Source organism: Streptomyces sp. NBC_01803, assembly GCF_035917415.1.
GTDB lineage: Bacteria > Actinomycetota > Actinomycetes > Streptomycetales > Streptomycetaceae > Streptomyces.
Genome location: NZ_CP109073.1, coordinates 335,165 through 348,900 on the forward strand (window position 1 = coordinate 335,165; position 13,736 = coordinate 348,900).

General features: G+C 70.2%; 13 protein-coding genes and 2 pseudogenes. 2 read left to right on the forward strand and 13 right to left on the reverse strand.

Annotated features, from left to right (window positions below):
• The first annotated feature begins 81 nt into the window (after positions 1–81).
• On the forward strand, positions 82–438 hold the full coding sequence (locus OIE51_RS26800; RefSeq protein WP_442811841.1) for a hypothetical protein: 357 nt from the start codon (positions 82–84) through the stop codon (positions 436–438).
• On the opposite strand, the gene pstS is transcribed toward OIE51_RS26800, so the two are convergent.
• From pstS to OIE51_RS01590, 11 genes and pseudogenes are all read right to left on the reverse strand, one after another.
• A complete protein-coding gene (gene pstS, locus OIE51_RS01540; protein WP_326594890.1) occupies positions 425–1,507 on the reverse strand; it encodes a phosphate ABC transporter substrate-binding protein PstS in 1,083 nt (360 codons plus the stop codon). The two genes, OIE51_RS26800 and pstS, sit on opposite strands and share 14 nt — an antisense overlap.
• An 18-nt stretch (positions 1,508–1,525) precedes the next feature.
• On the reverse strand, positions 1,526–2,416 hold the full coding sequence (pstB, locus tag OIE51_RS01545; protein WP_326600455.1) for a phosphate ABC transporter ATP-binding protein PstB: 891 nt from the start codon (positions 2,414–2,416) through the stop codon (positions 1,526–1,528).
• Positions 2,417–2,537: 121 nt separating this feature from the next.
• Positions 2,538–3,485, reverse strand: a complete 948-nt coding sequence (pstA, locus tag OIE51_RS01550) for a phosphate ABC transporter permease PstA (RefSeq protein ID WP_326594892.1) — start codon at positions 3,483–3,485, stop codon at positions 2,538–2,540.
• Entirely contained in the window at positions 3,486–4,451 is a 966-nt protein-coding gene (gene pstC, locus OIE51_RS01555) for a phosphate ABC transporter permease subunit PstC (RefSeq protein WP_326594894.1), read from the reverse strand.
• 54 nt (positions 4,452–4,505) lie between these two features.
• The gene (locus OIE51_RS01560; RefSeq protein WP_326594895.1) at positions 4,506–5,480 is read right to left on the reverse strand and encodes a phosphate ABC transporter substrate-binding protein PstS family protein; all 975 of its coding nucleotides are present in this window, start codon (positions 5,478–5,480) and stop codon (positions 4,506–4,508) included.
• A 244-nt stretch (positions 5,481–5,724) separates the two neighbouring features.
• Entirely contained in the window at positions 5,725–6,471 is a 747-nt protein-coding gene (locus OIE51_RS01565) for a response regulator transcription factor (RefSeq protein WP_326594896.1), read from the reverse strand.
• A 4-nt stretch (positions 6,472–6,475) separates the two neighbouring features.
• On the reverse strand, positions 6,476–7,261 hold the full coding sequence (gene pstB, locus OIE51_RS01570; protein ID WP_326594897.1) for a phosphate ABC transporter ATP-binding protein PstB: 786 nt from the start codon (positions 7,259–7,261) through the stop codon (positions 6,476–6,478).
• Between the two features lie 633 nt (positions 7,262–7,894).
• A pseudogene (locus OIE51_RS01575) lies at positions 7,895–8,012 on the reverse strand (IS630 family transposase); the annotation flags it as partial.
• A gap of 235 nt (positions 8,013–8,247) precedes the next feature.
• Positions 8,248–9,480, reverse strand: a complete 1,233-nt coding sequence (locus tag OIE51_RS01580) for a wax ester/triacylglycerol synthase domain-containing protein (RefSeq protein ID WP_326594898.1) — start codon at positions 9,478–9,480, stop codon at positions 8,248–8,250.
• A 57-nt stretch (positions 9,481–9,537) separates the two neighbouring features.
• A complete protein-coding gene (locus tag OIE51_RS01585) occupies positions 9,538–11,157 on the reverse strand; it encodes a prenyltransferase/squalene oxidase repeat-containing protein (RefSeq protein WP_326594899.1) in 1,620 nt (539 codons plus the stop codon).
• 76 nt (positions 11,158–11,233) lie between these two features.
• Entirely contained in the window at positions 11,234–12,172 is a 939-nt protein-coding gene (locus OIE51_RS01590; RefSeq protein WP_326594901.1) for a terpene synthase family protein, read from the reverse strand.
• 194 nt (positions 12,173–12,366) lie between these two features.
• Here OIE51_RS01590 and OIE51_RS26805 point away from each other — a divergent pair.
• Positions 12,367–12,465, forward strand: a pseudogene (locus OIE51_RS26805) (hypothetical protein); the annotation flags it as partial.
• A 56-nt stretch (positions 12,466–12,521) separates the two neighbouring features.
• Here OIE51_RS26805 and OIE51_RS01595 read toward each other — a convergent pair.
• Positions 12,522–13,445 carry a hypothetical protein gene (locus OIE51_RS01595; protein ID WP_326594903.1) on the reverse strand — a complete coding sequence of 308 codons (924 nt, stop codon included), beginning with the start codon at positions 13,443–13,445 and terminating at the stop codon, positions 12,522–12,524.
• 108 nt (positions 13,446–13,553) lie between these two features.
• Positions 13,554–13,658, reverse strand: a complete 105-nt coding sequence (locus tag OIE51_RS01600; protein WP_326600456.1) for a hypothetical protein — start codon at positions 13,656–13,658, stop codon at positions 13,554–13,556.
• Positions 13,659–13,736 lie beyond the last annotated feature (78 nt).

Here is a 13,736-nt window from a genome sequence, read left to right on the forward strand (position 1 = left end):
CACGAGCTGGGGGCCTTCTCTCCTACGCGTTTCCCGTCCTGCTGCCGGAGATCACCGCGGAGACCGGCTGGTCCCACCACCATGACCACGGCCGTCTTCTCGGCCGCGCTTGTGGTGTCCGCGGCCGTCGGCATACCCGTCGGCCGGCTTGTGGACCGCGACGGTCCCCGCACGGTGATGACGGCCGGTTCCGTCGTAGCCGTCGCCGCACTCCTCGTCGTGGCCGCCGCGCCGCACCCGGTGGTCTTCGCCGCCGCCCGGCTGATGGCCGGAGCCGCGATGGCCGCGACCACGCCCTTCGCAACCGCCGCCTTCGCCGGACCGTCCGGCGGCTACGCGCCTCTCCTCGCCGTCCTCTCCCTGCTCTCCGCCCTCGCCGCGGGGCTCGCGCGGGGCACCGGTCCGCAGGGCGCCCGGACATCGTTCACGAGGAGTTGATTCGCTGGATCTCGGTCAGGACCCGCTCCTTCAGGCCGCGGCCCATCGGAGCGTAGCCGAGGTCGGACGCGAAGCGGTCGGCCTCGGCGTCCGTCAGGGCCCAGGCCCAGAAGTCGCGCAGGACGTCGGCCGTGTCGTTGTTGTAGCCGCACTCGTAGGCGAGGACCCAGTTGGCGCCCGTGATCGGGTAGCCGTCGCCGCCGATGTCATCGATGGAGAACTGGAAGTCGTCCGGGATCTCCGCCTCTTCGGAGGCGGCGGTGGTGGCGGCCAGGGTCGGTTCGATCGGGGTGCCGTCCTCGTTGACCACCCGGGCCGTCGCCAGGCCGTTGCGCAGCGCGTAGGACTGGTTGACGTACCCGAGGCCGCCGGGGCTGGCCCCGACCGCCTGGGCGACGCCGTCGTTGCCGTCGCCGCCCACCGTGTCGTCGTGCCAGTCGATGTCGGTGCCCCCGGCGTACTCCTCGGCCCAGAAGCCGACTTCGTTGGCCAGGTAGCTCGTGAACACGTAGGTGGTGCCGGAGCCGTCCGAGCGGTGGACCGGGACGATCTCGCGGCCCGGGAGGTCCAGGTCCGGGTTGAGCTCGGCGATCGCCGGGTCGTCGTACCGCGTGACGCGGCGGTCGTAGATCCCGGCGATCACCTCGGAGTCGAGGATCAGGCCGTCCAGCGCCGGGTCGTTGAGCGCGATCACCACCGCGCCGAAGACGACCGGGAACTGCACCGCCTCGCAGCCGCGCACCTCACGGGCCACCAGCAGCTCGCTGGCCTGGAGATACCGCTCCGAGGAACCGAAGTCCACCTCCTGGGCGAGGAATTGCTCGATGCCCTCGCCCGATCCGATGGCCTGGTAGTCGATCGACGTGCCCGTCTCGATCGAGGTGTTGTAGTAGGACATCCACTGCTGGAAGAGCGGGTCCGGGAAGGTGGCCCCCGACCCCAGGATGTCCCCGGAGAGCGTGCCCCTGCTGACCGCGCTGCCGCTGCCCTCCACCAGGCACCCGGTCAGGAGAAGGGGGAGGAGGGCCGCCGCCCCGGTGGCGGCGGCCCGTGCAGACTGGTTGAGCATCGCGCCAGTCCCCAGTTCTCAGCCGAAGCGGCCGGAGATGTAGTCCTCGGTACGCTGCTCGGAGGGGTTGCTGAAGATCTTGCCGGTGTCGTCGTACTCCACCAACTCCCCCGTGCGGGTCCCCTTTTCCTCGTCGGTGCTGACGCTGAAAAACCCGGTCATGTCCGAGACCCGGGCGGCCTGCTGCATGTTGTGGGTCACGATCACGATGCTGAACTCGCTCTTCAGCTCCTTGATCAGGTCCTCGATCTTCAGCGTGGCGATCGGGTCGAGGGCGGAGCACGGCTCGTCCATCAGCAGCACTTCGGGCTTCACCGCGATGGCGCGGGCAATGCACAGCCGCTGCTGCTGACCTCCGGAGAGCGCCAGCCCGCTCTCCTTCAGCTTGTCCTTCACCTCGTCCCACAGCGCGGCGCCGCGCAGCGCCCCCTCCACGATGTCGTCCATATCGCCCTTCATCCCGACGGTGCGCGGGCCGAAGGCGATGTTGTCGTAGATCGACTTCGGGAAGGGGTTCGGCTTCTGGAAGACCATCCCGATCCGCTGGCGGACCAGCACCGGATCGACCTTGGGCCCGTGCAGGTCCACCCCGTGGTAGAGCAGGTCACCGCGCACGCGGGCGCCGGGGATCAGATCGTTCATCCGGTTCAGGCAGCGCAGCAGTGTGCTCTTGCCGCAGCCGGACGGTCCGATCAGGGCGGTGATGTTGCGGCGGTAGATGTCCATCGTCACGTCCCGCACGGCCGTGACCTTGCCGTAGGACACGGAGACCGTCCGCAGCTCGAACACCTTGTCGCGGTGCTCGACCTTACCCGCGGTCCGCGCGGTGTCCGGGCGCACGGAGATCGGGGCTGTCAGAGCCTGCTCTCCAGCGCTGTCCGCGGCAGGCGCCGCGTCCCGCGGCGCCATGTCCTCGGGTGCCGCGGTGGCCTCCTGGGGTGTGTCGTCACCGGTCGGTTCTGTGCTCGCTGCCACGTCGGTCTCTTCGGTCTGTGCGGTCTTCTCGGTCAGTTTCTCGGCCACGGTTCCCCTACCACTTCCGCTCGTACCGGTTGCGCAGCCAGATGGCGAAGGAGTTCACGGCGAGCAGCACGATGAGCATCACGATGACGCCCGCGGCGGCCAGCACGCGGAACTCGTCCTGCGGGCGGCCGGCGTAGTTGAAGATCTGCACCGGCAGCACCGAGTAACCGCCGTCCCAGAACTCCGGGTCGTACGGGACGAAGGTGGCCGCTCCGACCAGCAGCAGCGGCGCGGCCTCGCCCAGCGCGCGGGAGACCGCGAGGATCACCCCGGTGAGGATGCCCGGCAGCGCCGAGGGCAGCACGTTGCGCCAGATCGTCTGCCACTGCGTGGCGCCCAGCGCCAGCGAGCCGGCGCGGATCGATGAGGGCACGGCCCGGATTGCCTCGCGCGAGGCGAGGATCACGGTCGGCAGGACCAGCAGCGTCAGGGTCAGCGAACCGGCCGCGGCGACGAAGCCGAGGCTCAGCGGCCCACGCACGATGAACGCCAGGCCCAGGATGCCGAAGACGATCGAGGGCACGCCGGCCAGGTTCTGGATGTTCAGCTCGATCAGCCGGTTGTACCAGCGCGTGTTGTCGGCGTACTCCTCCAGATAGATGGCCGCGCCCACACCGATGGGGACGGCCAGCATGATGACGCCGCCGATGACGTACAGGGTGCCGAGGATGGATGTCTTGAAGCCCGCCATGGCGGGCAGGATGGTGTTCGGTCCCTCGGTGAACAGGTCCCAGCTCAGCCTCGGGCCGCCCTCGACAGCGGACCAGGTCAGGATCGTGACCAGGCCGATCAGGGCGATGCCTATGCCGAGCAGCAGCAGAGCGAAGAACAGGGCGTTGCCCGTCCTGCCGCCGCGACCGCCCTCCCTGAATATGCTCTCGCTCGCCGCCCGGGCACCGGCCACGGCGAGCCGGGTGCGCTCGGAGACGCGTGGTGTCTTCTCCTCGGTGGACATTTACTCGTACACCTCACGGAATCGGCGGACCAGGCGAATGGCGAACATGTTCATCGCCAGAGTCATCACGAACAGCAGCGAGCCCACGGCGAAGATCGTGTCGTAGACGATCGTGCCGGTGGCGATGTCTCCCGTGGCGGTGCGGCCGATATAGGCCGTCATGGCCTGAGCGCTTTCCAGGGGATTCCAGACCAGTTCCGGGTTGCCGGCGCCGCCGACCATCAGCACGACCATCGTCTCGCCGACAGCCCGCGAGGCGGCCAGCACGATCGCGGCGACGATGCCGGAGATGGCGGCGGGGAAGACGACGCGGACCGAGACGCGCATCTTCGTCGACCCCAGGGCGTAGGCGCCCTCACGCAGCCCCGACGGCACCGAACGCATCGCGTCCTCGGAGATCGAGGCGACCAGCGGGATGATCAGCAGCCCCACCGCGACACCGGCGACGCCGATGGAGAAGGGGCCCTGCCACTCCAGGAACGGCAGCACGTCCTCCGCGAGCGGGCGCAGGAACGCGAAACCGAACAGGCCGATGGCGACGGTCGGGATGCCCGCCAGCACCTCCAGCGCCGGCTTGAGGATCTGGCGCACCCGTCTGGGCGCGTACTCCGAGAGGTAGATGGCCGACAGCAAGCCGACCGGGACCGCGACGAGCAGCGCGGTCACCGTCACGATCAGCGTGCCGGCCACGATGGGCAGCACTCCGAACTGCGCTCTGGCCTGTCCCGGCGCCCATTGGGTCCCGGTCAGGAAGTCCGAGATCGAGACCTCGCCGAAGAAACTGAACGTGGGCTGCAGAAGCGAGATGACGATAGCCGTCGTCACCGCCACCGACAGCGCCGCGCAGAGCGCCAGAAGCGCCTTGATCGCCTTTTCACCGTAACGCGGGCGCGCAGCCCCCAGCGGCCGGTGCGGATTTTCCGCACCGGCGCCGGAGGCCACGTTGCCGCTGCTGAGAGCTGGCATAGGTGGGTGTCCTACTCCCTGTTCGCTGTTCGCTGTTCGTTTGTTTCGCGAAGGTCAGCTGCCAGCGAGCTCTTCGATGGTGGCGTGACCCGCGTCGATCTGCTCCTGGGTCATCGGGACGAAGGTCGCGGCCTCGGCGATGTCGGTGGAGTTGTCCAGGTAGAACCGGAGGAACTCCACGACCTCGGGCTTCGCCAGCGCCTGGTCGCTGCCGTAGACGTACAGCGCGCGGCCGAGCGGGGCGTAGCTGCCGCTCTGCACGTTCTCCAGGGTCGCGTCGACACAGCCCTCACCGTTGTCGATCTGGAGCGACTTGACGGCGTCACCGGCCTGCTGGACGAAGGAGTAAGGCACGAAGGCCATGGCGGCCTCGTCGCCCTCCACACCGGTGATGGCGGCCTGGTCGTCCTCGCCGATGTCGGTGTAGTCGGTGCGGATGCGGCCCTCTTCGCCGTTAATGGCCTCGGTGAAGTAGTCGAAGGTGCCGGAGTCGGTGCCCGGGCCGTACAGGGTGACCTCGCCGAGGTCACCGGCGTCAACGCCCTCGATGTCGCTCCAGTCGCTGACCGGCGAGTCCTGGTCCCAGATCTGCCGGGCCTGCTCGACCGTCAGGCACTCCACCGGGTTGTTCGGGTTGACGATGATCGACAGGGCGTCGTTGGCGACCTGGACGGCGTCGAAGCCGATGCCGTTGCCCTCGCAGGCCGCGATCTCGTCTTCCTCGATCTCACGGGAGGCGTCGCTCAGGTCGGTCTCGCCGTTGCAGAACTTCTCGAAACCGCCGCCGGTGCCGGAGGTGCCCACGGAGATGCGGACGTCCGGGTTCTCCGCCATGAACAGCTGGGCGGCGGCCTCGGAGAGCGGCGCGACCGTGCTGGAACCGTCGATGGCTATGTCGCCCGACAGGTTCTCACCGTCGCCCCCGCTGCCCCCGTTGCCGCTCTCGTCACTGTCGTCGCTGCTACAAGCGGAAAGGGCCAGGGCGGACACCGCGACGATCACGGCGGTCTTGGCGCGCCAGTTGCGCATGGCCTTTGCTCCTTGTTTCAACCCCGGCCGCACCGGCCGGGGTGTAGATGACTTGAAGGTGTCGGGGAGAACGTAGGAGGGGGCAGCGAAGCAGCGGGGGCCGGAAGGTGAACAGCCAGATACGTTCCGCGAAACCGGCAGTTTCACAAAAAGAGTTGGAATCGTTAAGAAAGGGCTCTGGCCGCGGAGACCTCAGACAGCACCGGGCCCGGCGACGTTCAGCCGGGCCCGGGAGGGGCTCTGATCAGCCAAGGGGCGGTACCAGCCGGTAGCCGATACCTCTCACCGTCTGAATGATTTCCGGGTGGTGGGGATCATCGCCGAGGCGCTCCCGGAGGCGGCGGATGTGAACAGTGATGGTATTGGAGGTGCGTTCTGTCTCTCCCCACAGTTCGGCACGGATCCGGTCCCGACGGATGACCTTCTCAGCGTTCACCATCAGCAGGTGCAACAACTGAAACTCACGCAAGGCGAGCCGGCCGACGAGCTTGCCGCGCAACCGCACCTCGTACGTCTGCGGATCCAGGGTCAGCTCCCCGCAGACCAGCAGCGGCTCATAACCGCCCTGGCTCCGGTCGGTCAGGTTGAGCAACTGCGCCACCTCGCGCGAACGGTAGGGCCGGGCCACGCAGGCACTGGCCCCCGCGGCAAGCGCCGGCCCCACCTGCGCGGCGTCGTTCGGCCCGACCCCCAGGACCACCGGGACGTTCAACCGGGAGCGCACCGCGCGCAGCACCGTCGCGGCGTCGACCACGGGCAGGTCCGCGGCGAGCAACATCACGTCGGGCCGGTTGAGGCCCACTTCGAGCAGGGTCGCCACACCGTCGGGGCAGTGGACCACGGACACCCGGTACCGGGCGAGCTGGGCGCTCAGCCCCTGCCTGACGCGTTGGTCGGGGTCAGCCAGCAACACCACCGGATGGGCGCCGAGAGAGAACGCACCCGGAGCCGGAGCGGGGGAATCGGTTACGGGAAGCATGCGGTCATCCACGTGATCAGCCGAAGCGACCCGATATGTAATCCTCGGTCCGCTGGTCGGCGGGGCGGTTGAAGATCTTCTCGGTTCCGTCATACTCAACGAGGTGCCCGTACCGCTCCCCGGCCTCGTCGACCTCGGCCGTGAAGAACGCGGTGCGGTCGGAGACCCGGGCGGCCTGCTGCATGTTGTGGGTGACGATCACGATGGTGAACTCGTCCCTGAGCTGCGTCATCAGGTCCTCGATCTTGCCCGTGGCCACCGGGTCCAGGGCGGAGCACGGCTCGTCCATCAGCACGACGTCGGGACGAACCGCGATAGCGCGGGCGATGCACAGTCGCTGCTGCTGACCGCCGGAGAGAGCCAGCCCGCTGCTCTTCAGCTTCCCCTTGACCTCGTCCCACAGGGCGGCGGACTTCAGCGCCTCCTCCACCCGGTCGTCCAGCTCCGACTTGCTCAGCTTCGCGCCCCCGGCCGCGTTCACCCGGGGCCCGTAGGCGATGTTGTCGTAGATCGACTTCGGGAACGGATTCGGCCTTTGGAACACCATCCCGATCCGGCGTCGCACCTCGATGGGGTCCACCTCGGGGCCGTAAAGATCATGGCCGCGATAGGAGACCTTGCCCGTGACCCGGGCACCCACGACGAGGTCGTTCGTACGGTTCAGGCACCGCAGAACCGTCGACTTGCCGCAGCCGGAGGGGCCGATCAGCGCGGTGACCTCCCGCTCGTGGATCGCCATCGACACGTCACGCACGGCGCGATGACTGCCGTAGGCCACGTCCAGCCCGCCCAGGTCGAACACGACCGGGGCGTTCTGGGACGGCGTTCCGCCGCGCCGTGACGCAATGGATGTTGAAAGACCAGCTGCCATGGTCCGGCTCCCGGAAGCGTGGGGTGTCGGTGTCCGATGAGGACGTTCACCATGTAACGAGCCACGGGTAGCCACTTTCACATAATCTGGTGAACCGTGGATGAACAGCGACGTTCTCCACCGTGCGATCCACCGAGAGGCACCCTTGACAGCCTCAGACCGCCGACCGCCGACCGCCGACCGCCGACCGCCGACCGCCGACCGCCGACCGCCGACCGCGAACGATACTCGCCTGGACGGTCACCGACGCCGTCGCGGGGCGTGAGCGAGGACCGCGAGGGCGTGCAGGACTCCGGGTACGGCATGACGGGGGCCGCGCGGCAGCGCACACCACCCAGGAGGACAGGCTCGGCGCATTGACCACGAGCGTTGTTGGCAGTCCGCTGCCCGCGACCGCCGCACGGACACAGGATGAGTCGTGGCAGCGACACGGCGGTTACCCGGTCGCGATGGTGAGCTTGCCGCCTCTGCATGGACAGGTGCGTTCGAGCTCCGCGCATGCCTTGATCACTCCGCGAACGGCGCAGTGAGCGATCGGCAGCCGCGACGCGCCCCGGTAGGGGACTTCGTCGACCAGCGGGTGCAGGGCTGGCCGAGCGTGACCGGTCGGGTGGTGGCCGTCTGGACGACGAAGTCCTCGTCGTCAGGACTGAGCAGGCGGGCACGGGCCTCCCGCCCACTGAACAGCGGCATCGAGGCGCACCGCTTGGCCGGGTTCATGACGATCCACCCCCGTGCGATCGCGTTCGGGGGGTGTGGTGAGGAGCTGTCGGGCGGCGGCGGCGTAGCGGATGGCGGCGCGTTCGCTGGTGCCGTAGACGGTGGCGAGCGCGCGATGGTCCCCGTTGCCCTTCGTCACCACCGATGACGGAAGGGAGCCGTTCGATTTACCGTTCCGGCTGCTGCTGGCCGTGGTGTCAGTGTGCTGGGAGGGCCTGGGAGGCGGCTTGTTCCCACAGGGCGGGGACGCGGTGGAGTCCGGGGAGCGCTTGGTCGGTGACGAAGTAGACGCTGGTGGTGCCGTTGTAGGTGCACGCGGCGACTGAGACGGGGTGGTGGCGGGGAAGCCAGGTGAAGCCCTGGATGTGGACGACGGGAGTGCCGTGGAGGTGGAGGGGCTCGGGGAAGACGACGTGGGAGGTGTCGACGATGGCCCGGGAGGGGCTGGTGAGTCGGCTGGCGAGCGTGTGGAAGGCGCGTGCTGGAGTGTGGTCGGTGATCGTGCGCATGGCCGCGCGCTGGGCTCGGTCTTTGGGCCCGCGGGTGGCGGCGATGACGGCGTCGAGGCGGGCGTCCGGAGTCGGCAGGTCGACGGGCAGGGCGACAGGGGAGAAGGTGAAAGCGTTCCCCGGGCGGTGGCGTTCGCCGGGGCGGCTGAGGTCCACCATCATCACGGCTGGAACGGGCCGGTCGGTGATGCGTGGCCAATGTTCACGGCTCCAGGCGCGTAGCGCGCCGGCGAGGGCGGCGAGCAGGGCGTCGTTGGCGCTTCCGCCGCGTGCGGCCCCGGTGGCGCGCAGGGTTTCGGTGGGTACCTGTGCCCAGGCGCTTGCCCGGTTGCCGTGCAGGGGGTGTGCCGGGTCGTCCCAGCAGTCGTTGGTGTTGAGGGAGCTGAGCATTCCCTTGAGGGTGCGGGTGTAGGCGCGGAGGGTTGCCCGGGGCGCGCGGGCTGCCGGGATGGGCGGCGGTGCGGTGCCGAACAGGGTGTGAAGGGTGTTGATGACGCCGCCGCCGTCATGGGTGGTGTGGTGGGTCCGGTAGCAGAGGACGTACCGGTCCGGGGCGTAGCCGTGCAGCAGCCACAGGTCCCAGGGCGGCCCGTTGTCGGGTAGCGGGTGCGTCAGCAGGTCCTGGAGGGCCGTGTCCAGGGCCGCTTGGCCGGGCGGAACGCGGTGTTCGCGGATCCGGCGGTCGAGATCGGGGGCAGGGTCGTGGGTCCAGCGGGCTTTGAGGCCGGGCCCTGCCAGGTAGTGGGTGAGACGGGGCAGCCGGTGCAGGTGGTCGCTGACGTGGGCGCGCAGGGCGGCCAGGGGTGGGGCGGTGCCCTCCAGGTGCAGGTTGACGCCGATGTGCAGGAGCAGCGCCGGCTGGTTCTGGGCCATGGTGTGCATGGTCAGGTCCATGGGTGTCGGGCGTGCGGGGACGGCCACGGTGGCTTCCTTCGGGGTGGGCCGAGCGGACGGCGGTGTGGTGGCCGATGACCGGGGTCACCGGCGAGCGGAGGGTTCCCTCTTGGGAGAGGGAGGCGCGGCCCGGGTCCGCTCCTGCGGTGCGGGGCACAGGCGGCGGGTGAGGTGGCCGAGGGCGAGGAGCGCGAAGATGTCGGCAAGTACGGGGACGGCGAAGCCGAAGGGGCGGGGCCCGATCGAGTCCGGGATGCTGGTGATCGCCCCGTCGGCGCGCTGCTGGCTGAGCAGATAGGCAACGCCCCGCGCGACGGCCGGAGTTGGCGCACTCTGCGTGCTGAGGGTGTTCAGGGCGTAGGCGGTGCTCAGGGCGTCACTGGCATCTCCGTCCTGCTGACCCCAGCCGCCGTCCGGGTTCTGGGAGGTCCGCACCAGCGTGACGGCCCGCTGGATGACGCGCTGTGCGGGGCTTCCGGTGGTCGTCACGCCGGGGTGGCGGCCGGCGGCGAGGGCCGCTCGGAAGACGGTGTGCAGCCGGCTGCTGCTCCAGTCCGGCGGGAAAGAACCGTCCGGGCGCTGCTGGGAGGCAAGGTAGGCGAGTGCCGTGTCCACCATGGCCTGGTGTGCCGGCCCTTGAGTGCTGAGGGCGTTGACGGCGGCGGCGGTCATGCCGGCTTCCGATGGTGCCCCGGCCAGGTAGGTGGGAAATCCGCCGTCTTCCCCGCGCAGGTGGCGCAGGACGTCCAGGGCGTGCCTGGCCGGTGTGCGGTAGGTGTCGTGGCCTGCCAGGTGGAGGACCTCGATGGCGACCGAGGTGCAGTCCACGTCGGCGAGTCGGGCGCCATCGGTGTAGGACCAACCGCCGCCGGGATGCTGAAGGCGCACCAGGCGCCGGGCGATGGCGCCCACGACGGGTGCGGGGGCTGCGGCGGCGTGCAGGGCGATCCCGGCCGTGGCGGTGACCCAGGTGTCCTCGTCACGGATGAACGGCATCCCGCCATCGTCGCGCTGGTGCTCCAGCGCGGTGCGTATCCCCTGGGAGACCAGGCGGTGCTGGTGCGGCAGCGGGGCCAGTGCGTGCAGGGTGGACAGATGGATGAGAAGGTTGCCCTCCCACACCTTCCCGGCCCGCTGGGTCGAACGCAGGAGTTCCAGGTCACGCTCCTCGATGCGGTGTGGGTTGCCGCTTGCGAGGGCGAGGATGACTTTGACCGCGGTGACCTGGACGCACGCCCAGATGTGCAGGCCGTTCAGGGAGAACGCTTCCGGGGCGGGGAGCCGTGCGGTGGGGGTGGCGCCGAGCAGCACGAGGACCGCGTGCAGCAGGGCGCGCTTGCGGGGGCCGGTGAAGTCCGGTGCTTGAGCGACGAGTTCCTCCACGTCCAGCTCGTCCCTCGCTGCCCGGCCGTCCAGGGCGGCCCGTGCGAGCAGCCGGTCGAGCGGCTTGGGCGCGTCGCGGTGCGTGGACAGGTAGGCGGCCAACCGGCTCCGGGCGGCGGGTTCCAGGCCGGTGCGGTCCAGGAGAACCAGCATCAGGGCGGTCTCCAGGACGCGGCTGCCGCACGGGCCGCGCACCCCACCGTCGGGCCCGACCCGGGCCACAAGACGGTCGCGCAGCCGACCGGTGGCAGGAATCAGACCGGAGGGCAATGCGGTGGGGGGCCAGCACGGCAGGCCGCTGGGGGCCGGAGGGATTCTCATGGGGTCCGTCCTGGGCGTCATCGCTTCGCCGGTCCGGTGACAGGGACCCGGCCGGCAAGCTGGCGGATCTGCCGGCCTAATCGGATGTATGCGCCGGGGTGTCGGGAGCGAAACGGCCGGTACTGGCGAGCCAGCGCAGCGTCGCGGCCATGAACGTCTCCACCAGATCCACGTAGCGGCGCACCTCTTCTTCCCGCTCCCGCGGCAGGCCAAAACCCGCCCGCAAAGCCTCCGCGGTGGTGGCGACACCGGAGCGGCGTTCCCTGATCATGGCGGCCACGCGCTCGCGGGCCTGTGCCGTGGAGCAGGCGTGCTCCCGGGCCACGACCGCCACCAGGTTGTCCTGGCCCACCGCCGCGTCGTCCGCCTGCGAGGCCACGTCGTTCACCCAGCCGGCGATGTCGGCCACCGCCCACCGCAGGTCCCGTACCTGCGCGTGCACTTGCGGCGCCGCCACCCAAGGAGCGTGACCGGTGTGTTCCAGCACATCCAGCATGGGCAGCAGGGTGATCGTGCGACGCCGCAAGTGAATGTACTCCGTCAATGCCAACCGGGCCCCGGCACGGCGCAGGGCCACCTCCTCCTCGGACGCGTCCAGGAAGTCGGTGTAATCCGCGGCGAAACGCTCTCCCCACTCGGCAGACATGCCCGCGGCTGTACGTTCCCAGAGCCCTGCCAGCACCACCGCATGCGGAGCCGTCGCCATGCGGTCCCGGCCGCCGGGGGCGAGCACCTGGCGTAACGGCGCGGTGAACCGTTCCAGCTCACCCGAGGCAGACCCCAGCCCACTCCGGTCGATGTGATCGTCCACCCAGCAGATGAACGCTGCCCACTGAGCCGTCAGCGCAACGTCCGCCGCGCGGCCCTGCGGCACAGCGCCACTGGCCAGCACCTCCAGCCGCATCGCCGCCAGACGCCGCGCCTCACGGGCATCCGTCACCAAGCCCGCCCCCCGCGCCCACGCCGTCAGCGCCTCGGATTGCGGGACCGTACCCACTGATGAAGAGCCAGCCATGCCAACGATCCTGTCAGAGCACCGCTGGCATCCCCGCCTGGCGGTGGGCCGAGCCCTTCGACACCGTCTGGATCGACCTCAGCGAGGGCGTGGGCGCCCCGGTCGGGGCCGTGCTCGCGGGTCGGAGGAGCTGATCGATCGGGGCCGGCGGCACAAGCAACGGTTCGGGGGGCGCGACGCGCCAGGCGGGGATCATCGCGGCCCCGGATACCTACGCGCTCCGGCACCATGTCCAGCGCCTCGCCGACGACCACGGGCGGGCACGCCGACTCACCGAGGGGCTGACCGACCTACTCGGCGCGGAGGCAGCCACGGCGCCGGAGACCAACATCGTCGTGGTCGACCTCGATCAGGCACGGGCCCGGCGGAGTCGTTCGTCGACCTCGGTGGCCAGGTGGGTACATTCGGGCCCGTTGGCCTCCTTCGCCGACTCCTTCTTCGCGTTGAACACCAGAACCCACAGTCCCGCCGCCCACGCCACCTCGCGCTCCTCCCGCGTCCATGCCTGGCCCCGGGCGCGTTCGTAGGCGTCCAGGAACCGCTCGCTCGCCGGGAGCGGGGTGGTCTCGCCGGGTGCGCCCGTGGTCCCGAAGACGGCCGCCGCCTGACCCGCCAGAGCGGCCTCGGGGCGGGCGACCGCGCTGTCCCAGTCGTGCACCGCGTGGAGCTCGCGCCCGCTCCATCGGGTGTTCTGCGACTCGAAGTCGCCGTGCCCGACGACATCCGGAAGGTCGCTGTCCGCGAGTCGGGCGCGTACCCGCCGCGCGGTCCGGGCCAGCCAGGCGGGTTCGGGCAGATCGTTGAGATCGATGTCCATGTCGTCGGGCCACGGCCAGGGCCGGGAGTCGTCGTGGTCCCATCCGATCCAGGGGGGTGCCGGCGCGAGAGTGTCGACGGCGGTGACGGCGGGCGCTGCCGCCACGAGCCGGGCCAGGGCGGCGGCGAACAGCTCGGGCGCGTCGGGATGGTCGGCGAGCAGGGTCCCGCCGGGCACGAGTTCCTCCGCCGTCGCCTCCAGGTCATTGAGCCCTGTCGGCCGCACGAGGGGACGCGGACAGGGAAACCCCGCCGAGTACAGGTGCTGCTGGACCTGGAAGCAGCCCCGCAGCCGCTGGGCCGCCGGCCGGGCCTTGACGACGACCCGTCTGCCGTCGGCCAGGCGCAGACCGACGGCCGCGGACAGGTGCACGTGTGCGAAGAGCTGTTCGGCGGCCGGGGAGCCGAGGTGCTGTTCGCACCAGCGGGACAGGTCATGCGAGGACGGTGTCTGCACGGCGGTTTCCTTCTCTCGCGGTGGGTGGAGGGGGAGTCACGGCGCCGGGCTCAGCGCCCGACGACGGGGTCGGCGGCGGACGAGCGCGGCGTTCGCCACCGGCGCGGATCACGGCTGAGGACCGTGCGGCGCGGGCCAGCGGTCGGAGCCGTCATCGCACGGCCGGAAGGGGCGGCGGCCGTGAACGGTCCGGTAGTTGTCGATCAGGACGATGTCTCCCGATTCCGCCCGGTTCGGTCACCACGTCCCGCGGCCGGGCCGCCAGACGCCGGCACAGGGTGCCCAGTGCGG